The sequence below is a fragment of the Arthrobacter sp. SAFR-044 genome, assembly GCF_051965175.1.
Taxonomy (GTDB): Bacteria; Actinomycetota; Actinomycetes; order Actinomycetales; family Micrococcaceae; genus Arthrobacter.
The window spans coordinates 140,766-167,310 of sequence record NZ_JBQCMK010000002.1; the positions used below are offsets into that span (position 1 = coordinate 140,766).

The window sequence follows — 26,545 nt, forward strand, 5'->3', positions numbered from 1 at the left end:
TCCGAGTCAGTGGTCTTGGTTCTGCGGCGGCAGGGCGGCGATCATCGGGTGGTCCTTGCCCGTGTTGCCGATCTTGGCCGCTCCGCCCGGGGAGCCGAGGTCGTCGAAGAATTCAACGTTGGCCTTGTAGTAGTCAGCCCATTCTTCCGGGGTGTCATCTTCGTAGTAGATGGCCTCCACCGGGCACACCGGCTCGCAGGCGCCACAGTCGACGCACTCGTCCGGATGGATGTACAGCGAACGCTCGCCCTCATAGATGCAGTCGACCGGGCATTCCTCAATGCATGCCTTGTCCTTAACGTCCACACACGGCTGCGCGATTACGTACGTCACGTCCCTGGCCTCTCCACGTTGGGTTCCGGCTTCCCCGCCGGCTCTTGCGTCCGGCAGCAGGGCCGGACCATTGACATCTGAGCCTATTATCCCCCAGCCCGTTCCCGCGAACCTAGCCGGGCGCCCTAGTATGAACTGGTGAGTCAGCCAGTACCTGCACCCGCCCGCTTCCTTGCCGCGGCCGAGCCCGGCACCCGGGTGGTGGTGCGCTACCGGATCGAAGGTGGCCTCACAGACGCCCTGGGCCACCTGCTGGCGTGCGACGCTGGTTCCTGCACCATCCGCACCCGGCAGGCCGACGTCGTCGTCCCCCTTGAGCTGGTGGTGGCAGCGAAGCAAGTTCCGCCCGCTCCCCCGCGGCGCTCGAACGCACGCTGAGCGCAGCTCTCACTGCGCAGGGGCTGTCCATGCACACCCACTCCCGCCGTCATTGCGCGGTGCGGTACATTGCCAGAGCCTGCTGCACCATCTGCACGAACCCGTCCGGCTCGTTAAGCAGCATCTCAAACGTCACCCGCAGGGTTGGAACACCCTGGACAACGGTGACGTTCCACCGGCGCCGGTCCTCGCGGTAGGCCTCCCGGCTGCTGTGGTGGGCATGGCCGTCGGTTTCAATACCGAGCAGGCCGTCAACGAATAGGTCCAGGTGTCCCATCCCGGGGATCCTGACCTGCAGCTCAACCGTGTGCCCGGCTTCCTCCAACAGGTACCGCGCCATCGTTTCGATGATGGACCCGGATTGGGGGCGGATCCGTCCCACCAGCTCCCTTAGGCCCTTTTCGCGGACGGCCGGAAACCGGTCCCGCAGTGCCGGAAGTTGGATGAGCCCGTTCTTGACCGCGGATTCAGCAATCGTCAGTCCCTCCAGGGGCGCCAGGCAGCGCAGCGACTGGCACACGACGTCCAAAGATGTCAGCGGAATCTTGCTGCGGTGGACGATACAACCAGGGACCGGCCGCCCGTGCGGCGCGGCCAGATGCGGCCTGTCCGGGTGCCTCACTACCCACAGGCCAGCGGCACTGGCAGCCGACACGCACCCCAGGACCGCGTGGTGGCGCCCCGCGTGAATGAGTACAGGATCCGCCTGCGCGTGGGCATAGACGCCGCGGGCAATCCTCTGGACCGAGCCCCCGGCCACTCCCGACTCCAGGCTTCGGCGCGAAACTCCGGCCGTTGACAGTGAGTGGATGCTGGCAACGCCACCCAGGGCAGCCAGGGCTTCCGAAACAGTTGGCATAACTGCATGCTCGCCCTTTGCGGAGCGGGACGCAGGGCCTGGGAACCGCTATGTGGAAAAGCTTCCGTGCGCTGTGACAGCGCGGCTCGTTGCGCAGGGGCTGTCCCTGCACAATGAGCCTCCGATTCGTTGCGCTGCCAGGAGCCTAAACGCAGAATGCCACCGGCATGTGCCGGTGGCATTCGTTTTACTGCGATGTAGTTAGACCTTCGCGCGGGCGCGGTTGGCCTTGGCACGCTCGTTGGTGTCCAGGATGACCTTCCGGATGCGGATGGATTCCGGGGTTACCTCGACGCACTCGTCCTCGCGGGCGAATTCCAGCGATTCCTCGAGGGTCAGCTCGCGCGGCGGGGTCAGGTTCTCGAAGGTGTCCGAGGAAGCCGCACGCATGTTGGTGAGCTTCTTTTCCTTGGTGATGTTGACGTCCATGTCGTCAGCGCGGGAGTTCTCGCCTACGATCATGCCCTCGTAGACCTCAGAGGTGGGCTTGACGAAGAAGGAGCCGCGTTCCTGCAGGTTGATCATGGCGAACGGGGTAACAACACCGGCGCGGTCAGCAATCATCGAACCGTTGGTGCGGTACTCGATGGGGCCGGCCCACGGCTCGTAGCCCTCGGAGATGGAAGCAGCAATGCCGGCACCGCGGGTATCCGTGAGGAACCGCGTGCGGAAACCGATCAGGCCACGGGCCGGAACGATGAACTCCATGCGGCACCAGCCAGTGCCGTGGTTGGCCATGTTGGTCATCCGGCCCTTGCGCGCGGCCATCAGCTGAGTCACCGCGCCAAGGTATTCCTCCGGCACGTCGATGGTCATGTGCTCCATCGGCTCGTGTACCTTGCCGTCGACGATCCTGGTGACAACCTGCGGCTTGCCCACGGTCAGTTCGAAGCCTTCACGGCGCATCTGCTCCACCAGGATGGCCAGCGCCAGCTCGCCACGGCCCTGGACCTCCCAGGCGTCGGGACGCTCGGTGGGCAGAACCTTGATGGAGACGTTACCGATCAGTTCCTTGTCCAGGCGGTCCTTGACCTGGCGCGCGGTGACCTTCGCGCCCTTGACCTTGCCGGCCAGCGGCGAGGTGTTGATACCGATGGTCATGGAGATCGCAGGATCGTCCACGGTGATCAGCGGTAGGGGCTGCGGGTTTTCAGCGTCGGTCAGGGTCTCGCCGATGGTGATGTCCTCGATACCGGCGACGGCGACGATCTCGCCGGGGCCTGCGGACTCGGCCGGCACGCGGTCCAGGGCCTTGGTGGCCAGCAGTTCGGTGATCTTGACGTTCTTCAGCTCACCGTTGGCGCGTGCCCAGGCAACGGTCTGACCCTTGCGCAGGGTGCCGTTGTAGATGCGCAGCAGTGCCAGGCGGCCCAGGAACGGGGAGGCATCCAGGTTGGTGACGTGCGCCTGCAGGACACCTTCCGGGTTGTAGGTGGGAGCGGGGATGTGCTCGATGATGGTCTTGAACAGCGGCTCCAGGTCCTCGTTTTCCGGCGCGGTGCCGTCGGCCGGCTGCTCCAGGGACGCACGGCCAACCTTGGCGGCGGCGTAGACAACGGGGACTTCGAGGATCTTGTCCAGGTCCAGGTCCGGAACTTCATCGGCGAGGTCGGAGGCCAGGCCCAGGAGCAGGTCCATGGACTCGTGGACAACTTCCTCGATGCGGGCGTCGGGGCGGTCGGTCTTGTTGACCAGCAGGATGACGGGCAGGTGCGCGGCGAGGGCCTTGCGCAGCACGAAGCGGGTCTGCGGAAGCGGACCTTCAGAAGCGTCCACCAGGAGAACGACGCCGTCCACCATGGACAGGCCGCGCTCCACCTCGCCACCGAAGTCGGCGTGGCCGGGGGTGTCGATCACGTTGATAGTGATGGTCTCACCGTTGGAGGACGGACCGTTATAGGCAACCGTGGTGTTCTTGGCCAGGATGGTGATGCCCTTTTCGCGCTCCAGGTCACCGGAGTCCATCACGCGGTCTTCGAGGTGGTTGTGCTCGGCAAAAGAGTTGGTCTGCTTGAGCATGGCGTCGACCAAGGTGGTCTTGCCGTGGTCAACGTGGGCCACGATCGCGACGTTGCGCAGGTCACTGCGCGATGCAGTGGCTACCGCGGTGTTGGTGGTGGTTTCAGACATGCGTAAAGGCTCGATTCAGTGGAGTCAGCTGTTGTATCGCGACATTTCCAACTGGAACGCACGACGGACAAGGCCCTTGGCACAGGGCGCCTTCCTCTATTCTAGCCGCTGAGCCATTTGTTGGCCTAAATTCCGGCAGGCTTTGCGGCTGCGGGAGTTGCCTGTTCAGGCCGTAGCCGTACACGGTGTGACCAAGTTCACTGCGTGCATGGCATGATGTCTGTGACACAGCGCCCATCCTTTGAGCACGCCGGAGACAACGATGCCCCCTGCCAAAGCCACCACCATGCGTGGTGCAGCGTGGGCTGCCGCCGCAGTGGTCACCGGGATCGTCGCGGTCTCGGGTGTCATGGGACCCGCCGGCAACGCATTTTCCACTGGCTCTCCGGACAGCAGCCTGTCGCGGGCAGCCTCAGGGCAAGCAGCCAGCGGCAAGGCGGCAGCTTTGAAACCGGGCAGCGCGAATCCAGCAGTGGCAGCCAGTGCCCACGTCCGGAATGCGGGCAACGGCAGGCTTGAAGCGGTACTGCCGGACATCGGGAAGACCGTCCTGCTGATCGGGGATTCACAGTCGGAACCCGTCGACGGCTGGCCCCGCTTGGGCCTCGCCGCGGCCGGGTACAACGTCTACTTCTGCGGCCGGGGCGGCACCGGCTACGTCGCGGCGAACGGCGCCACGGGTAATTATGTTGACGCCCTGCAGCGCGGGGACTGGCTGCTTCCCTCCGGCACTCCCGCGCTGATTGTGATCGAGGGCGGCGGCAACGACGCCGCCGGCGGCGCAAGCAACGCGCAGATCGCACGGAACGCCGAACGGCTTATCACTGAACTGCGGGGCCGTTATCCCGGCACCCGCCTGGCGATCATTGGCACCCTGGCACGGGGAGCGAACGACGGCGGCGGCCGCCGGAGCGAGGTGGACGCTTTGCTGGGTGCCGTGGCGGCAGCGAATGGAATGCCCTTTATCTCCACGGGAGACTGGCTCACCAGGTATGGACTGGCAAAGGACCTCGCTGATGCAGTCCACATGAACCCCGAAGGCCGGGTGGCCCTGGGCGGGATTCTTGGGCGCAGGCTGCGTGAACTTGGCCTGGACCGGAACCCTGCAGCGGGGCAGGACGCCCTCGCCGCAGTGCCTGGCAGCGACAGCACGTTCCAGGACTGACAGCCAAAGCCTGCCGGTTCCACCGGTGAACCAAACGGTTGCCCCGGTCGTCAAACGACTGGAGCCGGGACCTAGAAGGTCCCGGCTCCAACCGTTTACAACAAACTCCCCGCTATGCCACCTCGGGGGGAAGCATCAGCTTGGCGCCGGGGATGGCATTGAGCAGTGCCTTGGTGTACTCCTGCTGGGGCGATTCGAAGACCTCGTCCGTGGATCCGGTCTCCACCAGGCGGCCCTTCTCCATGACGCATACGTGGTCCGCGATCTGCCGCACCACGGCCAGGTCATGCGTGATGAACAGGTACGTCAGCCCAAGGTTGGCCTGCAGGTCGGCGAGCAGGTTCAGCACCTGCGCCTGCACCAGGACATCCAGGGCGGAAACTGCCTCATCACAGATGATGACTTCCGGGTCCAGCGCCAGTGCGCGGGCAATAGCTACACGCTGCCGCTGCCCGCCGGACAGCTCATTGGGATACCGCTGCATGGCGGACTGGGGCAGTGCCACCTGGTCCAGCAGGGTCCGGACCTTCTTTTCGCGGCTGGCCTGGTCCCCGATCTTGTGGACCCGCAGCGGTTCTTCGATCGTGCGGTAGATGTTGTACATCGGGTCGAGGGAGCCGTAAGGGTCCTGGAAGATCGGCTGGACGCGCCGGCGGAACTTGAACAGTTCGGCAGGCTTCAGGCCCGAAGTGTCCACGCCGTCGAACAGGATCTTGCCCTCGGTCGGCTTCTCCAGCTGGAGCACCATCTTGGCCACCGTGGACTTGCCGGAACCCGACTCCCCCACGATCGCCGTCGTAGTTCCCCGCCGGACGTCGAAGCTGACGCCGTCGACGGCTGCGAAGTCCGTCGCCTTGCCCAGGCCCTGGCGGAGCTTGTACACCTTCCGCAGGTCCTGGATCTGCAGGAAGGTGTCCGGCTTCACAGCCTCAGCCGCGGGAGCCAGCAGGTCCGTGGTCTCCACGCCCTGCTCCTTGGCCACCTGGATGCGGCGGCTGGCCAAGGACGGAGCGGACTCCACGAGCCGCTTGGTGTACGGGTGCTGCGGGCTGCGGAGCAGTTCGAGCGACGGCCCTGCTTCAACGACGCGGCCCTGGTACATGACCACCACTTTGTCTGCACGCTCGGCTGCAAGGCCAAGGTCGTGGGTGATCAGCAGGACAGAGGTGCCCAGGTCCTTGGTCATGGTCTCCAGGTGGTCCAGGATCTGTCGCTGGACCGTGACGTCGAGGGCCGAGGTCGGTTCGTCCGCAATCAGCAGGCGCGGCTGGCAGGAGAGGCCAATGGCGATCAGAGCGCGCTGGCGCATACCGCCCGAGAACTCGTGCGGGTACTGGTTGGCCCGGCGCTTGGCGTCGGGCAGTCCCGCCTGGGACAGCACCTTGGCAATATCATCCGGCCCGCTGGGCCTGCCGTTGGCCCGCAACGTCTCGCGGACCTGGTAGCCGATCTTCCACACCGGGTTCAGGTTGGACATGGGGTCCTGCGGAACCATGCCGATGGTGTTGCCGCGCAGTTCGATCATGCGCTGCTCGCTGGCGTGGGCGATGTCCTCGCCGTCGAGCAGGATCTGGCCGCCAGACACCCTGCCGTTGTTGGGCAGAAGGCCGATGGCTGCCAGGGCAGTGGTGGACTTGCCCGAACCGGACTCCCCCACGATGGCCACCGTTTCACCGGGCATGATGGTCAGGTGCGCATTCCGCACCGCGTGGACCTCACCGCCGCCGGTCTTGAAGGTAATGGCGAGGTCGCGGATCTCGAGCAGTGGCCTGACGCCGGTGGCACCGGCTTCATCAATGCGGACGTCTGGACTTGTCATCTCTTTATCTCTCATCGCTGACGGCTCTTCGGGTCCAGGGCGTCACGCACGGCGTCACCCAGCATGATGAAGCTCAACACTGTGATGGACAGCGCCGCGGCCGGGTAGAGCATGATTTCCGGCCGGGTCCTGATCGATGCCTGTGCGCCTGCGATGTCGTTGCCCCAGGACATGATGCTCTGGGGCAAGCCGATGCCCAGGAAGGACAGTGTGGCTTCGGCCACGATGAACACGCCAAGTTCCAGCGTCGCCAGGACAATGATCGGAGCCAGCGCGTTCGGCAGGACGTGGCGCACCAACGCACCGAACTTGGACACGCCAAGGGCACGGGCGGCAGTGACGAAGTCAGCGTTGCGCACCTCGATGACCGCGCCACGGGTAATGCGCGCCATTTGCGGCCAGGCCAGGAGCGAGATCACGAACACCACCGTCCACACGCTCTTGTTCTCCCGGAACAGGGGCAGCTGCGTGATTACCAGCGCGCCGAGGACCAGCGGCAGGGCGAAGAAGATGTCACCCAGGCGGGCCAGCACGGCATCGATCCAGCCGCCGTAGTACCCGGCGAGGGCGCCAAGCGTTACGCCGATGACCAGCACGCACAGTACCGAAAGCAGGCCTACGGACAGTGAGGCCTGGGTGCCATGGATGACCCTGGAGTAGACGTCGCAGCCCTGGAAGGTGAAGCCGAATGGGTGCCCGGCGGTAGGGCCGCCCTCGGAATTGGAGAGCTCGCAGCCGGCATTGGGCGGCGTGGAGGTGAAGAGTCCCGGGAACAGCGCAATCACGATCAGGGCAAGGATCAGCAGTGCCGAGATGATGAACAGCGGACGACGGCGGAGCTTGCGCCAGGCGTCTGCCCACAGGCTAAGCGGGGCTTGGTCCGTCTTGACGGCGTCCGTTGCCTGCAGCGGTGTCTCGTCGATGGGTGCCACGAAGTGGCTGTTATTACTGGTCATAGCGGATCCTCGGGTCAAGCCAGGCGTACAGGAGATCGACAAGCAGGTTGGCCACCACGAACACCAGCACCAGCACGCTGACGATGGAGACGATCGTGGGGCCTTCACTGCGGAGGACAGCCTGGTAGAGCTTGTTGCCGACTCCGGGGACGTTGAAGATGCCCTCTGTAACGATGGCACCGCCCATCAGGCCGCCGAGGTTGGCGCCCAGGTAGGTCACCACCGGGATCAGCGAGTTGCGCAGGATGTGTGCCATGACCACGCGGGGGCGGGACAAGCCCTTCGCGGTAGCGGTCCGCACGTAGTCGGCGTTCATGTTTTCACTGACAGACGCACGGGTCAGTCGGAGGACATAGGCGAAGGAAACAAGTCCCAAAACCACTGCCGGCAGCAACAGGGTCCCCCAGTTGGCGTTGGCGCCAACCGTGGGTTTGGCCCAGCCCAGCTGAACGCCGAAGACGAGCTGGAAAACGAAGCCCAGGACGAAGGTGGGGACTGCGATCACCACCAGCGAGGCCACCAGGACCGTGGAGTCGAACCAGCCGCCGCGGCGCAGGCCGGCGAAAACACCGAACGCAACGCCAAAAATGGCCTGGATGGCCAGCGCCTCGATGGCGAGCATCGCGGTTACCGGGAAGACGCGGGTCAGGCTCGCCGCGATGGGCTGGCCGGTGAAGTCGTTGCCCAGGTTGAAGGTAAAGAGGTTTTTGAGGAACAGGCCGTACTGGACCCAGAACGGCTGGTCCAGGTTGTACTGGGTGCGCAGGGTGTCAATGACTGCCTGCGGGGGCTGGCGGTCGCCGAACAGCGCGGCGATAGGATCGCCGGGCAGGGCGAACACCATGTAATACACCAGAAGGGTGGTGCCGATGAAAACAGGGATCACCTGAAGGAGTCGGCGCAGGATGAACCGGATCACAGGATCACCTGCCTTCCGGGACGGGGGAGAACGCGTTCATGAATGCCTTCCTGCCGCTTGCAGGCCAATGGGGGCCCGGACATGACCGGAACCCCCATCAGCCTGACGGCAAGTTAGATCTGGGACTACTTGGCCGTGATGCCGTAGTAGAGAATTTCGCCGTTCCAGCCGGTCTCGGCCTTCGTGACGTTGTTGCTCCATACGATCGGGCGTGCCTGATCCCAGAGCGGCAGTCCGGGCAGGTCCTGGAACAGGATCTCCTGCGCCTGGTTGAACTTGGCGTTTGCCTCGTCCGTGGTCTTGCTTGCAAGCCCTTCCTTGAGCAGCTTGTCGAACTCAGGGTTCGAGTACTTCTCGTAGTTGGACGGAGCACCCGTAGCCCACACCGGTCCGAGGAAGTTGTAGAGCGACGGGTAGTCACCCTGCCAGCCGGAGCGGGTCAGGCCGGGCAGCTCGCCGGATTTACGCAGGTTGAGGACTTCCGCGAACTTGGCGAAGGGCTGGATTTCAGCCTGGATGCCGAGGTTGTTCTTGAAGCCGTTGGCTACGGCGTCGATCCATTCCTTGTTGCCGCCGTCGGTGTTGGAGGCAATCTGGAGGGGCTTGGAGTTGTCGTACGGCTGGATCTTGTCGGCCTGGGTCCACAGGTCCTTGGCCTTGGCGGCGTCGAACTTCAGGACCTCGCTGCCCTTAAGGCCTTCCTTGAACCCGTCAATGACAGGAGGAGCGAATGCCTTGGCCGGGGTGCGGGTGCCGTTGAAGACCACTTTGGCGATTTCTTCGCGGTTGATGGCGTAGGACAGTGCCTGGCGGCGCAGCTTGCCGGCTTCACCCTGGAAGTTCGGGTTGTAGCCCGGGATGTTGAGCGTGGAATCCGTGGCAACGGCCTTCGTTGCATTCCGGTCCGGGAAGTCGGAGACGTAGGTCTTCAACGCGTTGGACGGCAGGACGTCGGTGATGTCCAGGTTGTCGGACTGCAGGTCGGTGTACGCGGGACCCGGATCCGTGTAGAACTTGAAGGTCACGCCACCGTTCTTGGCCTCGCGGTTGCCTTTGTAATCGGCGTTCTTCACCAGCGAAATTGACTGGTCGTGGACCCAAGAGCCCTGCTTCGGGAACTTATAGGGTCCGTTGCCCACCGGGTTCTCACCGTAGGCTTTGGGATCTGCCAGTGCGGCGGAAGGCATCGGATAGAAGGCGGAGTAGCCAAGGCGCAGTGACCAGTCGGCCTCCGGCTGAGCGAGCTTCACCGTGATGGTCGAGTCATCGGTCGCCTTGAGCCCGGACATCGTTTCTGCGGTCGGGGCAGGAGTGGTGGTCTTCTTGCCATCGGCGCCTGTTGAGGAAGTCACTGCGGAAACTTCCGGATAGCCCTCGATGGACTCGAAGAAGAAGCCGTTCTGCTGGAGGTTCTTTGAATTAGCGGCGAAGTTCCAGGAGTCAACGAAGGTCTTGGCCGTGATGGCTTCACCGTTGGTGAATTTCTGGCCCTGCTTGACCTTGATGGTCCAGTTCTGGGCGTCGGGCGACTCGATGGATTCGGCCAGAGAGTTAACCGCTTTGCCGTTGGCATCGTACGTGCGCAGACCCTCGAAGAGCAGGTTAACAACACGGCCGCCGTAGACCTCTCCTGTATTAGCCGGCAGCAACGGGTTTTGTGGCTCGTTGCTGTAGGCGGTGATGACCTTATTCGGGTCCCCAGCTGCATTGCTGGACCCCTCGGTGCTGCCGCCGCCGGCGCCGCACCCGGTCAGGGCGAGCGCGGCGATTGCCACGACGCCCAGTGCTTTGGAAGTGCGCGTAAAACGCATTCCGCCTCCTATGAGTTGTGGGAGAGAGATATAGGGGAATCTTGTGCTTCCCCGCAGGCCAGACGCAGCTTGCCGCTGTGACGAAACCTACACAATACGAGTTAGCCTAACCGCACGAAGTCCAGATACTGGTACTCCGTTGCCAAACCGTGACCGGGGCAGTGCAATGCCCGATTCGGAGGTGATTAGTTAGGCACGTCACATGCTACTCGCCGGTAAGCTGTACGGCGAATCGGAGCCGCCAGAGCCAAAAGACCCTAAACGGGGCCAGCCTGCGGCTAGGACAGCCGCCAGTCAGAAACGTTCCACCACACGCCGAGGGGGCCGGGGCTGGTCTTGACGCCCGCCACTCTGGAACTGAAGGCGGTCGTTCCCAGGGTTTGGTAGAGCGGGAGGCCGTACGCGTCTTCCCAGATGTGCTTGTCGATCCCGGCCAGGAGCTCGTCCTGCTTGCCCAGATCAGTTGTCACGGCCAGTTGCTCCATGATCTTGTCCGCGTCGCCGTCGGAATATCCGGTGAAGTTGCTGCCCGCCCCGGTACGGAAAATCTGCGGCACCCGGCTGACGCCTGCCTCTGTCCCGATCCAACCTGACACGGCAGCGTCATAGCCACCCCTGCTGAGCGCAGCAGCCCAGTCCGCGCTTCCCTGTCCTCCGTCGACAACCCGGAATCCCGCGAGGCCTGCTGAATCGCGGATCAAAGCGAACGCTTTGGCGCGGTTTGGATTATCACGGTTGTAGAGGATGCGGATGCTGGGGGTGGCGTCCTTCAGGAGCTTCTTAGCCCCGTCAATGTCCACCTTGGCGTAATCGGACGAACCGTTGTTCTTCACGGTGTCGTCGTATTTTGGCTGGCCGGGCAGGAATACGTGCGAATCCAGCGGCTTGTTGTCCGGCACCTGGGTTCCCACGACGGCGTCCACGATCGCCTGCCGCGGCACCGTTTTGAGGAAGGCTTCCCTGACATCCTTGTCGGCGAACGGCCCCGAAAAATTGAGATCCAGGTGGTCGTAGCCGGACTGTTTGTACCGTTCAACCGTGATGCCCTGCGCCGACAGGCCGGTGAGGAGACTGTCTGTGGCAGCAGAGGGCTGGGGCGAGATGATATCCGCCTGGCCGCTGCGCAGGGCATCGACTGCCGCGGGCACGGCCCCCGTGAACCTGACGTTGATCTCATCAAGCCAAGGTTCCGCACCCCACACATAGTCGCGGTTGCGGACCAGTTTCATGGAAACTTCCGGCACGATGTCGCGGACAATGTAGGGACCGCTGGACAGGTAGAGCGCCGGGTCGTCCGGAACGGATTTTGTATCGAACCCGGTGTTCCAGAAGTCACTGACCTTCTTGAGGGCAGGGTGCGGCGCCGGCTTGTCCGGGTTGCCGCGTGGCGTGTCCTTGAGGAGCTTGACCAGGTCTTCCTCGTCGTTGAGCCCGCTCTTGGCAGCGACGACCTGGGCCGGGAGTCCGACGTCGAACGCCACTTCCCAGTCAGCGTACGGCGCGGCGTACTCGATAGTGATGGAACGTCCGTCCGCCCCGATCTCGGGAAACAAAGTACCTGCCAGGCCTGTGGTGTCTGAGGCAACCGCGAAGTACTTGGTGCCCTTCCCGGCGGCGGGGTCCACGTCGTCGAAGTAACCCGACCCGGCCGCCCAGCTCAGCAGGAGGTCGGCAGCTCCGATCGGCGCGCCGTCTGACCACTTCACGCCCTCATTGACCGTGTACTTGACCTTGAGAGGCTGGTCCGAGACCTTCTCGAAATGCCCGAACTTGTCGTTGCGGACCACGGTTGAATTGTCGTCCAGGTAGAAAAAGCCGGAGTGGGTGATGGCGCCGATCTTCGAGTTGATGTCGGTGTTCCCGTTGGCGCTGTAGGGGTTGAATGAGGAGAACGCGTTGACCTCGGCCACGGTGACGCTGCCGCCGCGCTTTGCCTCCCCCACCACCACGGACGGGGCGCTGCCACCCGAACACCCCGAAAGAACCAGGGCAGCCGCCAACGCGGCGATGAGCAACTGCATCAGACGCCGGACCGGCATGCCGTCTCCTTGTGGTTTTCCCTCTCCGGAGGGGACTGGTGGCCGCTGCGATCACGCCCTACAAACTCAGGATACTTGGTGCTGCTGGCCGGTAACCGAATCGGATCCCCCTGCGAATTGGCGAGGTAGTCCGGGCCGCCGGACGGGACCTACGGCCCAAGCCCGGGCTCGGTCCGTTCCGTAGCATGCTGGCAAGGAAACCTTCGGAAGGAAAAGCTCGATGAGCATCCCCCAAGCATCGAATGTGCCCGGCAGCGCCGTCCCGCCCCTGGAACTGCCGTACTACGGCGCCCCGCCGGTGGACGCGGTTAAGCGCATCTTCCAGAAGTACGCTGTCTTCTCGGGGCGTGCCAGCCGAAGCGAATACTGGTGGTGGTTCCTCGCTTCCGGCCTCGCCTCCGCGGTGCTGAATTCGATCAGCCCCACCGTCGTCAACGGCCAGGTCACGGGATCCAGCGCCCTGGGCGGCCTGTGGTTTCTCGCCACCGTGGTTCCGTCACTCGCGGTGGCGGCCAGGCGCCTTCATGACGTGAACCTCAGCGCCTGGATGCTGCTGCTCGCTCTCATCCCAGTGCTCGGGTGGATCGCGCTCATCGTGCTGCTCGCGCAGCGGGAGAACCCGTATGGCCAGCGCTTCGACAAGTACCCGGCACCCCGGTACGGGCAGGCAACAGCCACGCCCCCATACTGGACCCAGCAGCAGCCTCCCTACCCGCCGGGTCCCGCCGGCCCCTCCGGGTCATAGGCCACGGCAGGTCTCGCACGGTCTGCCGGCATGATCCTGTAAGGGCCCTGGCCCGTTCATGCAAATCAGACGTTGAAGCGGAACTCCACCACGTCGCCGTCGGCCATGACGTATTCCTTGCCTTCGATCCTGACCTTGCCGCGGGCTTTGGCCTCGGCCATGGAGCCTGCTTCGATCAGGTCATCGAAGGAGACCACTTCAGCCTTGATGAAACCGCGCTGGAAATCGGAGTGGATGACGCCGGCAGCCTGCGGGGCGGTGTCCCCCTGGTGGATGGTCCACGCGCGGGTTTCCTTCGGTCCTGCCGTGAGGTAGGTCTGGAGTCCCAGAGTGTGGAACCCGACGCGCGCCAGCTGGTCGAGGCCGGATTCGTCCTGCCCGTTCATTTCGAGCATCTCGCGGGCTTCCTCCTCGTCCAGTTCAACAAGGTCGGATTCGAGCTTGGCATCGAGGAAGACGGCGTCCGCGGGAGCCACCAGGGCCCGCAGTTCCTCCTGCTTTTCCGGGCTGCCGAGGATCGACTCGTCAGCGTTGAAGACATAAATGAAGGGCTTGGCCGTCAGGAGGCCAAGCTCCTTGAGGTGCTCCATCTCCAGCTTGTCGCTCTTGATCGAGGAGAAGATGGTATCGCCGCGCTCCAGCACCGCCTGCGCCGCCTTGATGGCGGCGAGCTCGGCGGCGTCGCGCTTCTTGATTTTGACCTCTTTTTCGATCCGCGGAATGGCGTTTTCGATCGTCTGGAGGTCGGCCAGGATCAGCTCGGTGTTGATGGTCTCCATGTCCGAGCGGGGATCGACCTTGCCGTCGACGTGGATCACGTCGGGATCATCGAACACGCGGACAACCTGGGCGATCGCCTGGGCTTCACGGATGTTGGCGAGGAACTTGTTTCCCAGGCCCTCACCCTCGGACGCGCCTTTCACGATGCCGGCGATGTCCACGAAGGACACGGGAGCGGGCAGCAGCCGGGCCGAACCGAAGATGCCGGCGAGCTTTTCCAGCCTGGGGTCGGGCAGGTTCACGACGCCGACATTCGGTTCGATGGTGGCGAACGGGTAGTTCGCGGCCAGGACCTGGTTGCGGGTGAGCGCGTTGAAGAGGGTTGATTTGCCGACGTTAGGCAGTCCGACGATGCCAATAGTAAGAGCCACGAGCATTGATTCTACCCGCCGGACCCCGTCAGCCAGTACCCGGGAATGTCACTGCCCATGATTGTCAGAGCCCCGTGCAACAGTGAAGCCATGGATGCTTTTGCCTTGATTCTGGCCCTCTTCATGCTGCTGCTTGGTGCGCTTGCCGGCGCTGCGGCCACCTATTTTTCCTTGCGCAGGAATTCGCATGCCCTGGAGTCGGACTTTGACCAGGTGTCGTCCCGCCTTTCCGAGGTCACGGCACAGCTGGCAGCGGCCGACGCCGAGCGGCGGCTTTTGGCTGCACAGAACCGTGAGCTGGGCGAGGCCAGGACACAGGACGGCAGCGTACTGCGTGCCCTGGCTCCCGTCGCCGAGAAGCTTTCCGCGGTCCAGCAGCAGGTGGCACTGCTCGAGCGGGACAGGGTGGAGCAGTACGGCCAACTGGCCCAGCAACTGCAGGAGGCCCGGCTCTCCGACGAACAGCTCATCCGCTCCACGCATGCCCTTGAATCGGCGCTCCGCTCCAACAGCGCCAGGGGCCAGTGGGGCGAGGTGCAGCTCCGGCGCGTGGTGGAGGCCGCGGGCATGCTCCGCCACGTCGACTTCGTCGAGCAGGTCCACAGCGCGGGTCACGACTCTGCTGTGCGGCCGGACCTGGTGGTGCAGTTGCCTGGTGAAAAGCAGCTGGTGGTGGACGCCAAAGTCCCATTGTCTTCCTACCTCGAGGCACAGGAACTGGACGCGGTGGATCCGCGCCTGGCACGGCCGGCCGGACCGCAGTCGGCGAATGACGGCCGGAACCGGCAAGCCCTGCTGGCGGCACACGCCAAGGCGCTGCGTGCCCACGTCGACGCCCTGGGTACCAAAAAATACTGGGACATCCCGGGGAACTCCCCCGAACTGGTGGTCTGCTTCATCCCGGCCGAATCCATCCTGGCGGCGGCACTGACGGCTGACGCCGGACTCCTTGACCACGCGTTGTCCCGCAACGTTGTCCTTGCGTCACCGAGCACCCTCTTGGCGGTGCTGAAGTCCGTGGCATTCACCTGGCGCCAGGACGTCCTGACGGACAGTGCCCGCGAACTCTTCGAGCTCGCGCGGCAGCTCTACGACCGGATGGGCACCCTTGGCGAGAACGTGACCAAGCTTGGCTCGTCACTGAAAACCTCGGTAGACCGTTACAACGCCATGGTGGGCACCCTGGAAGCCCGGGTCCTGCCCACGGCACGGAAACTCAACAGCCTCGAGGAGTCCGGTCTTACCGCACCTCCGGTTGTGGAGGCGACGCCTCGGGTGCTGATGGCACCCGAACTTCAGGGCGACGACGAAGCAGCCTGAGAAGGGCGGGATGCAGGAAGGGGCCGGACCGTCATAGGCCGGGCACACGCCTGACCAGCCGCCGCAGATCCGTCAGACCAGCCAGCGCCACCAGCGTGGCTGCTCCGGTTCCGGCGCCGGGTCCGGTTCCGGCTCCTCGCCCAAGGCCAGCGCGGCCTGGACGATGTCGTCGGCAGTAAGCGTCATGACGGCCTCACGGTCAAGTGCGTCGAGGCTTTGTTCCCCGTCGAGCGACAGCCGCAGCGCCTGGCGGTTGAGTGCCTGCTCGAACAGCGTCCGGGCAAACCGCGCGTTACCGGAGTCCTCGCCCGCATGGAGGCCGGTGAGGATGCGGCGCAGCGTCTGGTCCGCCCCCGGCTCGAGGGTGTACTCGTGCTGGGCCAGCATCTGGTTGAAGATCGTCTGGAGTGCGTCAACAGAGTAGTCCGGGAAGGTGATTTCGCGGGCAAACCTGGAGCGCAGGCCCGGATTGGAGAGCAGGAAGGACTCCATGAGCCGCGGGTACCCGGCCACGATCACGACCAGGCGGTGGCGGTGGTCCTCCATCCGCTTGAGCAGGACCTCGATTGCCTCGGGGCCGAAGTCCATCCGACCGTCCTCCGGGGCCAGCGCATAGGCCTCGTCGATGAACAGGACGCCGTCCAGCGCACGCCGGATCACCCGGTCCGTCTTGATGGCGGTCTGCCCGACGTACTGCCCCACCAGGCCCGAACGGTCCACCTCGACCAGGTGGCCCTTCTGCAGCAGACCGACCGCGCGGTACATCTCGGCCAGGAGCCGCGCCACGGTGGTCTTGCCTGTGCCCGGGTTTCCGAGGAACACCAGATGCTGTGATGTGGCCACTTCCGGGAGGCCGTGCGCCTTACGGCGCGCCTGGACCTGAAGGAGTGCGACGAGGGCCCGAACCTGTTCCTTCACGGTCTCCAGTCCGACCAGGGCGTCGAGCTCGGCCTGCACCTCAGACAGCGGCCGGGCCGGCCCGGGCCTGGGACCGATGAGATCGCCGACCAGGTCGTCCACGCGCTCGGAACCGGGCAGCTTGAGCTGATCGGCCAGATGGCCGATGGTTTCGCGCAGGTCGTCGAGCGGATGGCGGCTGGGAGCCATGCATCCACTGTAATACCCGATGCCGACCCAGTGGGGTTGGCAACCGGTCACCCACGAAATTACTGGTTGCGGCGGGACGAAAGACTGCGTGAGCTGCCTGGTACATCGGCGGTGTCCCTGCTTACACCGTTCGCGGGTTGTGGTTCAGTTGCGGGGCCGTCGTCCCCCCAGGGCCCGGCTGACATCGCCGGCCTGCTTCAGGGTGGCCCGGAGCTCCTTGGGCAGCGAGAAGAGGAGGTCTTCCTCAGCCGTGACGACTTCCTCCACGGCGCCGTAGCCGTAATCAGCCAGCAGCCGCAGCACGTCCTGCACCAGAACCTCGGGCACGGAGGCCCCGGACGTAACGCCCACGGTGGCGACGCCTTCGAACCACGCCTCGTCAACCTCGTTGGCGAAGTCCACCCGGTACGAGGCCTTGGCACCGTATTCGAGCGCGACCTCCACCAGCCGGACGGAGTTGGACGAGTTGGCCGAACCCACCACGATCACCAGGTCTGCCTTGGGCGCAATTTTCTTGATGGCCACTTGGCGGTTGGTGGTGGCGTAGCAGATGTCGTCGCTGGGCGGATCCTGCAGGGTGGGGAACCGTTCCTTGAGCAGCCGGACGGTCTCCATGGTCTCGTCCACACTCAACGTGGTCTGGGAAAGCCAGATGACCTTTTCGGGGTCGCGGACGGTCACCTTGTCCACTTCATGCGGGCCGTTGATGATCTGGATGTGCTCCGGCGCCTCACCTGAAGTGCCTTCCACTTCCTCATGGCCGTCGTGGCCGATCAGGAGGATATCGAAATCGTCCTTGGCGAAGCGGACGGCTTCCTTATGCACCTTTGTAACCAGGGGACACGTGGCATCGATGGTGCGCAGGCCCCGGTTTTCGGCGGATTCGACAACTGCCGGCGAAACGCCGTGGGCGGAGAAAATCACCAGGGCGCCTTCAGGAACTTCGTCTGTTTCATCCACGAAGATGGCACCCTTTTCCTCCAGCGAGCTGACCACGTGGACGTTGTGGACAATCTGTTTGCGGACATACACGGGCGGCCCGTAGTGTTCCAGCGCCTTTTCGACGGCGATCACGGCCCGGTCAACGCCCGCGCAGTAACCGCGCGGAGCAGCCAGCAGCACCTTCTTGGTGCCGTTCACGGGGGCTGCAGCTGCTACCTCCTCAGGCGAGCGGCGCCTGCGCGGAATGGTTGGCATCGAAAGGGATACAGCCGAGGTGGTCATCCCACCATGCTACCGGCTGGTCCCCGCCCGTTTCCGGGATGCGAACAACGTCACAATGCCCGCTGCCACCAGGACGCCGCCGGCAACCGCGGCGGTGGCGATCCACGTGTGGAAGTCCGCGCCCGCGGCGGCGAGGAATTCGTCGCGGAACATGTTGGCCACCGCGTTGCCGGTGTCCGTGGCCTGGGCACGGGATGAGCCCAGCTGCAGGCCCAGTCCCCACAGCCCGGCCAATGCCAGTCCGCCCAGGCCGGCGGCCAGCAGCACGGTACCGCGGCGGCGTGCCGCCACGAGCGCAAGCAGGAACGCCACGGCCGAGCCGATGGCCAGCAGGTAGCCCATGGGGGCGTAGGTGGCGAGCCGTTCAGTCCATTCCCTTTGCGCAGGCTGGCCTACATTGATCAGCGTCTGCTCGGGCGGGTCGAGGGGGAGCCTGGTGGTGCGGGAGATCTCCTCCGAGCCCAGGGCGACCAGTGGGGCGACGTCGAGGGTCAGCGACGATGCAGGCGCTCCACCCTGGGGCGCCACGGCCGGGTCGGCGAAGCTGAGGCGGTGGCTTCTGCGAAGGGTCTCCTCCCAGGCTGCCGGATAGCCGGGCAGCCCGGTCAGCGACTCTGCGGCCTTCTCGAGCATCGGCTCCACCAGGTCCGACAGAAACCCGGGAACCGATCCGGTGTCAATCGTTCCCACCGCCGCCGCAGCCAGCTTCCTTTGGAATTCCGGGTCCTTGCCAAGCGGGGCCGCCAGACGGACAAACCCGTCTTCCTGGACAATGTTCCGGTCCACCCATATGGCGGGAATGGCAACGGCGGCAAGGAGGATGCCCAGCACGGTGGCGAGGGCAGAGACAAAAGTGCGCACAACAGGTCCTTCGGGGTTGGGGGCCTTTACCCATCCTAGGCAGGGTCGGGAGGCTGCCCCTGTCAGTCCCCGGTGCTACACCTTATGGATAAGGTTGATTGACCGCCCACAACAGATAAAGGACCGCATGCCCGCAGCACCAGCCTCCCACCGGCGTCCGCATGTCTGACCAGGCCTCCCTTCCAGGCACTGCACCCACTACCCTGCCTGCCACGGCAGCGGAAACCAGCCCGGACAACCCGTGGCCGCTGCAGCTGCTGTCGCAGAAGCTGAAGGCCCACATCGACCGCACCCCGTCGGCGTGGGTGGAAGGGCAGGTCATTGAGCTGAACCGCCGCGGCACCAACGCCTACATCACCCTTCGCGATGTGGATGCTGAGGTGTCACTTCCCGCTTCGGTGTGGACCAAGGTCCTGGAGCGGCAGAACCTTCCGCTGGAACGCGGTTCACGGGTGGTAGCCCTGCTGAAACCGGAATTCTGGCTGAAGACAGGCAGGCTGAACATGCTGGTCCGGGACATCCGTCCGGTCGGACTGGGTGACCTGCTGGCCCGGATTGAACGGCTGCGGCAGGCCCTCGCGACCGAGGGACTCTTTGCCGACTCCCGGAAGAAGCGGTTGCCCCTGCTCCCGCACCGCATCGGCCTGATCACGGGACGGGACTCGGACGCCAAGAAGGACATCCTTCGCAACGCGGCCCTGCGGTGGCCTGCGGTGGAGTTCGAGATCCGCGAGGTTGCCGTCCAGGGGAACACGGCCGTGGCCCAGGTGATCCGTGCCCTGCGTGAACTTGATGGGCGGCCGGAGGTGGATGTCATCGTCATCGCCCGGGGCGGCGGGGCACTTGAGGATCTTTTGCCCTTTAACAGCGAGGAGCTGATCCGTGCCGTGGCCGCCGCCAACACGCCAATAGTGAGTGCCATTGGCCATGAGGCGGACCGCCCGCTGCTTGATGATGTCGCCGATCTGCGGGCCTCCACCCCCACCGACGCCGCCAAGCGGATCGTGCCGGAGGTATCCGAGGAGCTTGCCGGCGTCCGCCAGGCGCGGGAACAGGTGCGGCGCTGCATGGAGCGGTTGGTGGACCGGGAGTCGGACCGGCTGGCGGCACTGCATTCCCGTCCTGTCATGGCGGCGCCCGAAGGCATGGTCTCGGTCCGCGGCGAGGAAATCGAGCGGCTCCTGCGGCGCTCCTCCGCTGCAGTGAGCTCAACGGTGGTACGGGCAGCAGACCAGCTCCAGCACCTGAAAGCCCAGGTGCGCGCGCTCTCACCGCAGAAGACCCTGGACCGGGGGTACGCCGTCGTCGAACTGGCGGGAGACCAGGCCGCACGGATCGCTGAAGCCGGCCACGCCGTCGTCCGCAGGCCGGCCGAGGCGCCCGCGGGCGCCGCCCTGTCCATCCGGGTGGCGGAGGGCCGCTTCGGAGCCACCTCCACCGGTTCCGCAGAGTCCACCGGGGCACCGCACCGAGGAAACCAAGACCAGCACCAGGAAGTGGAAGGGAAGGCATGACCGAGCAGAAACCAGAGTCCGATGTCGCAGCCCTGAGCTACGAGGAAGCCAGGGAACAGCTCATCGCAGTGGTGGGCAGGCTGGAGGCAGGAGGGGCAAGCCTGGAGGAATCCCTGGCCCTATGGGAGCGCGGTGAGGCCTTGGCCGCGCGCTGCGAAGAGTGGCTGGAAGGCGCACGGAAACGGTTGGCCGCTGCCCGCGACCAGCCACTGTAAGTAGGGCCGGAACAGCCAAAACCCCCTGGGGCGGCCAGCGCGCCGCACCAGGCGTCGGGGTCAGGAGCGGGCCACGAGCTCCCGTTCGGCGGCGACATCGAAATCCGCCTTGGGCCACTTCAGGTTCATGCCGGACAGGGCGCCGAGCAGCAGCTGCTGGACGGCGATGCGGGCGAACCACTTCTTGTTGGCCGGAACAACGTGCCACGGTGCGTCCGGCGTACTTGTTTCGTCGATCGCCGCCTGGTAGGCGCTCATGTAGTCGTCCCAGAACGCGCGCTCGTCAAGGTCGCCGTGGCTGTATTTCCAATGCTTTGCGGGGTTGTCCAGCCGGGCCAGCAGCCGTTCCTTTTGCTCATCCCCGCTGATGTGCAGCATCACCTTGACCACCTTAGTCCCGGAATCCGTCAGCCTGGCCTCGAATTCGTTGATGGCAACGTACCGCCGCTTAATCTCGTCCGGGCTGGCCCAATTGTGGACCTTATGGATGAGGACGTCCTCGTAGTGGGAGCGGTCAAAGACACCCACCATGCCGGCAGCCGGCACTTCCTTCTCGATCCGCCACAGGAAGTCATAGGACTTTTCCTCGTCGGTGGGGGCCTTGAACGCCTTGAACTGGACACCTTGGGGGTTCATGGCTGCCATGACATGGCTGACGATCCCGCCCTTGCCGGCGGTGTCCATTGCCTGCAAGATCAGCAGGATGCGTTGGGTCCCCCCAAAGCGGGACTCGGCGAACAGCTTTTCCTGCAGCCCAGCGAGTTCGTCGTCCATCTCGGCCAGCAGCAGCTTGCCGTTGTCCTTGTTTCCGCTGTAGCCGGGCGTCGAGCCCGGGTCTACTGCCGCAAGGGAGAACCCCTCCCCTGCCCTGAGGGTCTGGGACGGATGCTGGTCGAAGCCAACGACGCGGGCCATGGGGTTCCTTTCCGCAAAGGGTGCACGGGCCCGGCGGCCCGTGAGCACAGGCTAGTTCCCCTGGTACCTGCTTAGGAAGTCCCCCATGCGCCCGATGGCTTCTTCGATGTCCTTCACGTTGGGCAGCGTCACCATGCGGAAGTGGTCCGGGCGCACCCAGTTGAAGGCCCGGCCATGGGACACCAGGATCTTCTGTTCCCTCAGGAGGTCGAGGACGAACTTCTCATCGTCCCGGATGTGGTAGACCTCAGGGTCAAGCCGGGGGAAGAGGTACAGGGCGCCTTTGGCCTGCTGGGTGCTGACGCCGGGAATGGCGTTCAACATGTCGTAGGCCTTGTTGCGCTGTTCCAGCAGCCGGCCGCCCGGCAGGATGAGGTCATTGATGCTCTGGTAACCGCCCAGCGCCGTCTGGATGGCATGCTGGGCCGGGACGTTCGCGCACAGGCGCATGTTCGCCAGGAGGTTGATGCCTTCGAGGTAGTCCGCGGCATCCTTCTTGGGTCCTGAGATCGCCATCCAGCCGGCCCGGTATCCGCAGACACGGTACGCCTTGGACAATCCGCTGAAGGTCAGGCACAGGACGTGGTCGCCGGTGAGGCCGGCCAGATTCACATGGACGGCGTCCTCGTACAGGATCTTTTCGTAGATCTCGTCGGCGAAAACCACCAGGCCGTGCTTTTCGGCGAGGGCCACGATGCGCTTCAGGGTCTCTTCCGGGTATACAGCGCCGGTGGGGTTGTTCGGGTTGATGACCACGATGCCCTTGGTGCGGGGCGTGATCTTGGCTTCCATGTCCTCCAGGTCAGGCTGCCAGCCGGACTCTTCATCGCAGAGGTAGTGCACCGGCTTGCCGCCGGCGAGCGCCACAGACGCCGTCCAGAGCGGGTAGTCCGGCGTCGGGATGAGCACCTCGTCGCCTGAATCGAGCAGCGCCATCAGGGACATGGTGATGAGCTCGCTGACGCCGTTGCCCAGGTAGATGTCGTCAACGTGGATGTTCTGGATACCGCGGGTCTGGTAGTACTGCGAAACGGCGGTGCGGGCCGAAAAGATGCCGCGGGAATCGCTGTAGCCCTGGGCGTGGGGCAGGTGGCGGATCATGTCCACCAGGATGGCGTCCGGCGCCTCGAAGCCGAACGGCGCCGGGTTGCCGATGTTCAGCTTGAGGATGCGGTGGCCCTCGGCCTCCATCTGCTGGGCGGCCTCAAGGATCGGTCCACGGATGTCATAAAGAACGTTGTTGAGCTTCGTGGACTGCCTGAATTCTGCCATCCCTCAAATATGCCACAGGAAGGATGCACGGCCGTTGAGACATCCGCCACATGCCGACGGCGGCTGCCGGACCTTCGAAAGCCCGGCAGCCGCCGTCGTTAATCACCAGGGTGTTGCTGCCCGCAGGGGCAGGGAACGGGACGCTACTTAACGATTCCCTTCTCCTTGAGCCAGTTGTTTGCTGCCGTCTTGGCGTCCTGCTTCTGGCTGCCGCTGACCGCCCGGTTGAGGTTGATCAGGTCATCCGTGGTGAGGGTGCTGGACACCGAATTCAGCGCCTGCTTGGCCTTGTCCGTCATCTTGGCTTTGTTGTACAGGGGCAGGACCTGCTGGGCAATGAAGTTGTTCTTGGGATCCTCCAGCACCACAAGGTCGTTGTCCGCGATGGACGGCGTGGTGGTGTAGATATCGGCCACCTGCACCTGGTCCTCAAGCAGCGCCTTAAGCGTCACCGGGCCACCGCCATCGCTGAAGGGCTCCAGCTTCTTGGGCACGCAGTTGTAGTTCTTCTTCAGCCCGGGCAGGCCGTAGGCACGCTCGGCGAAGGTGGCCGGAGCCCCCACGACGATCTCGCTGCAGACCTTGGCCAGGTCCTCAATGGACTTCAGCTGGTACTTCTCCGCCGTTGCCTTGGTGACCACCATGGCGTCCTTGTCTTCGGCCTTGGAAACGTCCAGGACGCCGAGCCCGTCCGGCAGCTTGCCCGGCAGCGCCTTGGCGATGTCCCCTGCGGAGACTTCCGTGGCTTCCTTGTCCACGTACAGCAGCAGGTTGCCGCTGTAGTCCGGCACCACATCCACCGAACCGTCCTGGACGGCCTTGAAGTAGACCTCGCGGGAGCCGATGTTCGGTTTGGTGGTGGCGGTGATGCCGTTGGCGTTCAGCGCGCCGGCGTACAGCTCGGCGATGATCTGGCTTTCCGGGAAGTCCGCGGAGCCCACCACCAAAGAAGTAGCACCACCGGAAGCGGCGGCACTGGATGCGGGCGCGTTCTTCAGCGGATCGGACGAACCGCCGCAGGCGGACAGCGCCACTGCCAGGCCAAGCCCGGCGGCCAGGCCGCTGAACGCCCGCCTGCCGAGGCGCTGGGGACGGCTTTCTTTCATGACTTACCTCCTTGTACAACAGTCTCCGCAACAACGGGGTCTGTGAGATCAACCGCAGCCTCCTGGCTGCGGAAGGACAGCTTCGATGCCCCTGGTGTCAGGAACAGCCTCTGGAACAGGGACAGGACCAGGTCGACGGCGATGGCCAGCACTGCGATGAGGAGGGAACCTCCCAGCATCTGGGGGAAGTCGCTGAGGACAAGTCCATCGAAGAGATACCGGCCCAGGCCGCCGAGGTTGATGTACGCAACCACCGAGACGGTGGCGATCACCTGCAGCACGCCGGTCCGGAAGCCACCGAACATGACGGTGAGGGCGTTGGGCAGCTCGGCCCGGAACAGGACCTGCAGCTCCGTCATGCCCATGGCCCGGGCAGCGTCCACCACGTTCCGGTCGACGCTGGAGATGCCCGCGTAGGTCCCTGCAAGGAGCGGGGGCACTGTGAGGATCACCAGGGCCCAGACGGGGGGCATCAGCCCGATACCCGCCAGCAGCACGAACAGGATCAGCAGGCCAAGGGTGGGCAGGGCGCGGAGGGCGCCGGCCAGGGCCACCACGGCCACCCGGCCCCTTCCCGTGTGGCCGACGAACAGCCCGACGGGTACTGCGATGGCGGTGGCGATCACCATCACCAGTGCGGTGTACTGCAGGTGCTCCCCCAGCCGGACGGGGATGCCCATGCTTCCGGACCAGTGCAGCGGGTTGGCGAGCCAGGCGAACGTGTCGGCGAAGACGTTGCTCATGCGTTGCCACCCCCGGTCTTCGGCCGGGCAAAGCGCTCCGCTGCGGCAGGTGCTTCCGATGAGAGAGGCCCGGCGCTGGGGTCCCGCCGGCTGCCCGTCCGCTCCCATGGTGTGAGGATGCGTTCCAGCAGGACCAGGACGGCATCCATCAGCAGCGCCAGGACCAGGATGGCGATGATGCCCACCACCACCTCGGTGACGAAGTCGCGCTGGAGCCCGTCTGTGAAGAGCATGCCCAGGTTGCCAACTCCCAAGAGCGCCGCGACGCTGACCAGCGAGATGTTACTGACGGACACTACCCGGAGGCCGGCGAACAGGACCGGGAGGGAGAGCGGCAGGTCAACCTGCAGGAACCGGGCCAGCGGCTTGAAGCCCATGGCCTGCGCGGCCTGGCTGACATCCGCGTCCACGGAGTCGAAGGCATCCAGGGCCGCGCGGACCAGGAGTGCCACGGCATAAATGGTCAGTGCCACCACCACATTGAGCGGATCCAGGATCCGGGTGCCCAGGATGGTGGGGAGGATGATGAACAGCGCCAGCGACGGGATGGTGTAGAGGAGTGAGGAGGCCGTCAGGACCACGGAGCGGAGGGCACTGTTTTTCCGGGCCAACTGTGCCAGCGGGATGGAGATGAACAGGCCCAGGACCATGGGAACGATGGCCAGCACCAGGTGCTGGCCGCCCCGTTCCAGGATCATGCCGGTGTTGGCCAGGAACCATTCCATCAGAGGGCAGCCTGCCGCATCTGCCGGGCTTCTTCGATCAATGCCAGCACTTCACCGCCGCGGACCACGCCCAGGACCACGCCTTCGGCATCGACGGCGACGCCAAGGCCCGACGGCGAGGACAGGGCAGCATCCAGGGCGCGGCGCAGGCTCTCTCCCGGGCGGAACAGCGAACCGCCGGGAACGAGTTCCGTCTCCGTGCCGGGTGCCGACCAGCCCAGCGGGCGCTTGTCCGCATCCACCACGAGCTGCCAGCCGCCGGCAGCACTGGAGTCCGATTCGTACCCGCCGGAAGCCCGGATAATCGTGGGCACCGGATGGATCGCCACGCCGTCCGAGGGGGAAAAACCGAGGTGGCGGAAGCCGCGGTCCCGCCCCACGAAGGAAGCCACGAAGTTGTTGGCGGGCGCCCGCAGGATCTCCTCAGGCGAGGCGTACTGGGCCAGCTTGCCGCCGGTAGCGAAGACAGCCACCTTGTCGCCCAGGATGGTGGCTTCATCGATATCGTGGGTCACGAAAACGATGGTCTTGGCCAGGTCCTTTTGCAGCCGCAGCAGCTCATGCTGGAGCTCGTCGCGGACCACGGGATCCACTGCGCTGAAGGGCTCATCCATGAGGAGCACGGGCGGATCTGCAGCGAGGGCGCGGGCCACGCCGACGCGCTGCTGCTGGCCGCCGGACAGCTGCGACGGATAGCGCGCGCCCAGGGAATGCGCCAGGCCCACCACGTCCAGGAGCTCCTCCGCCCGCCTGCGGGCGTTCGCCTTCGACACACCGTTCAGCCGCGGAACGGTGGCGATGTTGTCCAGGACGGAGCGGTGCGGCAGCAGCCCGGCCGACTGCATGACGTAGCCCATGGACCTGCGCAGTTCCGCCGCCGGTACCGTGGTGACGTCGCGGCCGTCCACGGTGATGGTCCCGGACGTGGGTTCCACCATGCGGTTGATCATCCTGAGGGACGTTGTCTTTCCGCAGCCTGAAGGGCCCACGAAGACGGTGACGGAACCTTTGGCGATGGACATGGACAGTCCGTCCACAGCCGGCTGGCCGCCAGGATACTGCTTGGTAACACTCTGGAACTCGATCATCGCCTGGTCCATGGTGCGGACTTACCTGTTCTCTTGGACGGGCTGTTCCCAGCACCGCGAAATTGCCATAAGCACGCTGTTAGTTACGGTAGCCCAAACGATGGCAGGCTTCAGCAGCTGAGGCCCTAATCCGCGCAAAGGAATCCCTAC

At 64.8% G+C, this 26,545-nt stretch carries 24 protein-coding genes; 6 read left to right on the forward strand and 18 right to left on the reverse strand.

Translation table 11 applies throughout. The features are described from left to right. Window positions 1-6: 6 nt before the first annotated feature. Window positions 7-333, reverse strand: a complete 327-nt coding sequence (gene fdxA, locus ACTHQS_RS03370) for a ferredoxin (RefSeq protein WP_013601705.1) — start codon at window positions 331-333, stop codon at window positions 7-9. A 138-nt stretch (window positions 334-471) separates the two neighbouring features. Here fdxA and ACTHQS_RS03375 point away from each other — a divergent pair, with 138 nt between their 5' ends. Next, the gene (locus ACTHQS_RS03375; RefSeq protein WP_440166077.1) at window positions 472-711 is read left to right on the forward strand and encodes a putative acetyltransferase; all 240 of its coding nucleotides are present in this window, start codon (window positions 472-474) and stop codon (window positions 709-711) included. Between the two features lie 49 nt (window positions 712-760). Here the strand turns inward: ACTHQS_RS03375 and ACTHQS_RS03380 are convergent, their stop codons facing one another. Both ACTHQS_RS03380 and typA read right to left on the reverse strand, forming a co-directional pair. Continuing rightward, the gene (locus ACTHQS_RS03380; protein WP_440166079.1) at window positions 761-1,570 is read right to left on the reverse strand and encodes an endonuclease domain-containing protein; all 810 of its coding nucleotides are present in this window, start codon (window positions 1,568-1,570) and stop codon (window positions 761-763) included. 201 nt (window positions 1,571-1,771) lie between these two features. Beyond that, window positions 1,772-3,700: a translational GTPase TypA gene (gene typA / locus ACTHQS_RS03385; protein ID WP_440166082.1), complete on the reverse strand. Its 1,929-nt coding sequence runs from the start codon at window positions 3,698-3,700 to the stop codon at window positions 1,772-1,774. Between the two features lie 262 nt (window positions 3,701-3,962). Between typA and ACTHQS_RS03390 the strand changes: the two genes are divergently transcribed. Further along, window positions 3,963-4,865 carry an SGNH/GDSL hydrolase family protein gene (locus tag ACTHQS_RS03390; RefSeq protein WP_440166085.1) on the forward strand — a complete coding sequence of 301 codons (903 nt, stop codon included), beginning with the start codon at window positions 3,963-3,965 and terminating at the stop codon, window positions 4,863-4,865. 112 nt (window positions 4,866-4,977) lie between these two features. On the opposite strand, the gene ACTHQS_RS03395 is transcribed toward ACTHQS_RS03390, so the two are convergent. The 5 genes from ACTHQS_RS03395 to ACTHQS_RS03415 all read right to left on the reverse strand — a co-directional run bounded on the left by ACTHQS_RS03395 (window position 4,978) and on the right by ACTHQS_RS03415 (window position 12,409). Further along, window positions 4,978-6,684, reverse strand: coding sequence for a dipeptide ABC transporter ATP-binding protein (locus ACTHQS_RS03395; RefSeq protein WP_440166087.1), 1,707 nt, complete (start codon window positions 6,682-6,684; stop codon window positions 4,978-4,980). Between the two features lie 11 nt (window positions 6,685-6,695). After that, window positions 6,696-7,640 carry an ABC transporter permease gene (locus tag ACTHQS_RS03400; RefSeq protein ID WP_440166088.1) on the reverse strand — a complete coding sequence of 315 codons (945 nt, stop codon included), beginning with the start codon at window positions 7,638-7,640 and terminating at the stop codon, window positions 6,696-6,698. Continuing rightward, window positions 7,630-8,559 (reverse strand): ABC transporter permease, encoded by a 930-nt coding sequence (locus tag ACTHQS_RS03405; RefSeq protein ID WP_440166090.1) that lies wholly within the window; start codon window positions 8,557-8,559, stop codon window positions 7,630-7,632. Before ACTHQS_RS03405 ends, ACTHQS_RS03400 begins: the two co-directional genes overlap by 11 nt. 125 nt (window positions 8,560-8,684) lie before the next feature. After that, the gene (locus ACTHQS_RS03410; RefSeq protein ID WP_440166092.1) at window positions 8,685-10,370 is read right to left on the reverse strand and encodes a peptide ABC transporter substrate-binding protein; all 1,686 of its coding nucleotides are present in this window, start codon (window positions 10,368-10,370) and stop codon (window positions 8,685-8,687) included. A 278-nt stretch (window positions 10,371-10,648) separates the two neighbouring features. After that, window positions 10,649-12,409, reverse strand: coding sequence for an ABC transporter family substrate-binding protein (locus ACTHQS_RS03415; protein ID WP_440166094.1), 1,761 nt, complete (start codon window positions 12,407-12,409; stop codon window positions 10,649-10,651). 220 nt (window positions 12,410-12,629) lie between these two features. On the opposite strand from ACTHQS_RS03415, the gene ACTHQS_RS03420 reads away from it, so the two are divergent. Further along, on the forward strand, window positions 12,630-13,154 hold the full coding sequence (locus ACTHQS_RS03420; RefSeq protein ID WP_440166096.1) for a DUF805 domain-containing protein: 525 nt from the start codon (window positions 12,630-12,632) through the stop codon (window positions 13,152-13,154). A gap of 65 nt (window positions 13,155-13,219) precedes the next feature. Here the strand turns inward: ACTHQS_RS03420 and ychF are convergent, their stop codons facing one another. Beyond that, window positions 13,220-14,305 carry a redox-regulated ATPase YchF gene (gene ychF, locus ACTHQS_RS03425; RefSeq protein WP_440166097.1) on the reverse strand — a complete coding sequence of 362 codons (1,086 nt, stop codon included), beginning with the start codon at window positions 14,303-14,305 and terminating at the stop codon, window positions 13,220-13,222. A gap of 90 nt (window positions 14,306-14,395) precedes the next feature. Between ychF and ACTHQS_RS03430 the strand changes: the two genes are divergently transcribed. Continuing rightward, window positions 14,396-15,625: a DNA recombination protein RmuC gene (locus ACTHQS_RS03430; protein ID WP_440166099.1), complete on the forward strand. Its 1,230-nt coding sequence runs from the start codon at window positions 14,396-14,398 to the stop codon at window positions 15,623-15,625. A gap of 72 nt (window positions 15,626-15,697) precedes the next feature. On the opposite strand, the gene ACTHQS_RS03435 is transcribed toward ACTHQS_RS03430, so the two are convergent. The 3 genes from ACTHQS_RS03435 to ACTHQS_RS03445 form a co-directional block, all read right to left on the reverse strand. Continuing rightward, on the reverse strand, window positions 15,698-16,732 hold the full coding sequence (locus tag ACTHQS_RS03435) for an AAA family ATPase (protein WP_440166101.1): 1,035 nt from the start codon (window positions 16,730-16,732) through the stop codon (window positions 15,698-15,700). Window positions 16,733-16,876: 144 nt separating this feature from the next. Continuing rightward, window positions 16,877-17,956, reverse strand: coding sequence for a 4-hydroxy-3-methylbut-2-enyl diphosphate reductase (locus tag ACTHQS_RS03440; RefSeq protein ID WP_440166103.1), 1,080 nt, complete (start codon window positions 17,954-17,956; stop codon window positions 16,877-16,879). 9 nt (window positions 17,957-17,965) lie between these two features. Next, on the reverse strand, window positions 17,966-18,817 hold the full coding sequence (locus ACTHQS_RS03445) for a hypothetical protein (protein ID WP_440166104.1): 852 nt from the start codon (window positions 18,815-18,817) through the stop codon (window positions 17,966-17,968). Window positions 18,818-18,978: 161 nt separating this feature from the next. Between ACTHQS_RS03445 and xseA the strand changes: the two genes are divergently transcribed. Together xseA and ACTHQS_RS03455 are read left to right on the forward strand one after the other, a co-directional pair. Next, window positions 18,979-20,331, forward strand: a complete 1,353-nt coding sequence (xseA, locus tag ACTHQS_RS03450; protein ID WP_440166106.1) for an exodeoxyribonuclease VII large subunit — start codon at window positions 18,979-18,981, stop codon at window positions 20,329-20,331. Further along, complete coding sequence (locus ACTHQS_RS03455; RefSeq protein WP_056334565.1) at window positions 20,328-20,546, forward strand: exodeoxyribonuclease VII small subunit; 219 nt, start codon at window positions 20,328-20,330, stop codon at window positions 20,544-20,546. Before xseA ends, ACTHQS_RS03455 begins: the two co-directional genes overlap by 4 nt. Window positions 20,547-20,606: 60 nt before the next feature. Here the strand turns inward: ACTHQS_RS03455 and ACTHQS_RS03460 are convergent, their stop codons facing one another. The 6 genes from ACTHQS_RS03460 to ACTHQS_RS03485 form a co-directional block, all read right to left on the reverse strand. Then, window positions 20,607-21,461, reverse strand: a complete 855-nt coding sequence (locus ACTHQS_RS03460) for a polyphosphate kinase 2 family protein (protein ID WP_440166108.1) — start codon at window positions 21,459-21,461, stop codon at window positions 20,607-20,609. A gap of 51 nt (window positions 21,462-21,512) precedes the next feature. Beyond that, a complete protein-coding gene (locus ACTHQS_RS03465; protein ID WP_440166110.1) occupies window positions 21,513-22,733 on the reverse strand; it encodes a pyridoxal phosphate-dependent aminotransferase in 1,221 nt (406 codons plus the stop codon). Between the two features lie 143 nt (window positions 22,734-22,876). After that, window positions 22,877-23,839: an ABC transporter substrate-binding protein gene (locus ACTHQS_RS03470; protein WP_440166112.1), complete on the reverse strand. Its 963-nt coding sequence runs from the start codon at window positions 23,837-23,839 to the stop codon at window positions 22,877-22,879. Next, window positions 23,836-24,582: an ABC transporter permease gene (locus ACTHQS_RS03475; RefSeq protein WP_440166114.1), complete on the reverse strand. Its 747-nt coding sequence runs from the start codon at window positions 24,580-24,582 to the stop codon at window positions 23,836-23,838. The genes ACTHQS_RS03470 and ACTHQS_RS03475 overlap by 4 nt, the downstream gene beginning before the upstream one ends. Next, window positions 24,579-25,307, reverse strand: a complete 729-nt coding sequence (locus ACTHQS_RS03480; protein ID WP_440166116.1) for an ABC transporter permease — start codon at window positions 25,305-25,307, stop codon at window positions 24,579-24,581. Before ACTHQS_RS03480 ends, ACTHQS_RS03475 begins: the two co-directional genes overlap by 4 nt. Then, the gene (locus ACTHQS_RS03485; RefSeq protein WP_440166118.1) at window positions 25,307-26,407 is read right to left on the reverse strand and encodes an ABC transporter ATP-binding protein; all 1,101 of its coding nucleotides are present in this window, start codon (window positions 26,405-26,407) and stop codon (window positions 25,307-25,309) included. Before ACTHQS_RS03485 ends, ACTHQS_RS03480 begins: the two co-directional genes overlap by 1 nt. Window positions 26,408-26,545: the final 138 nt, after the last annotated feature.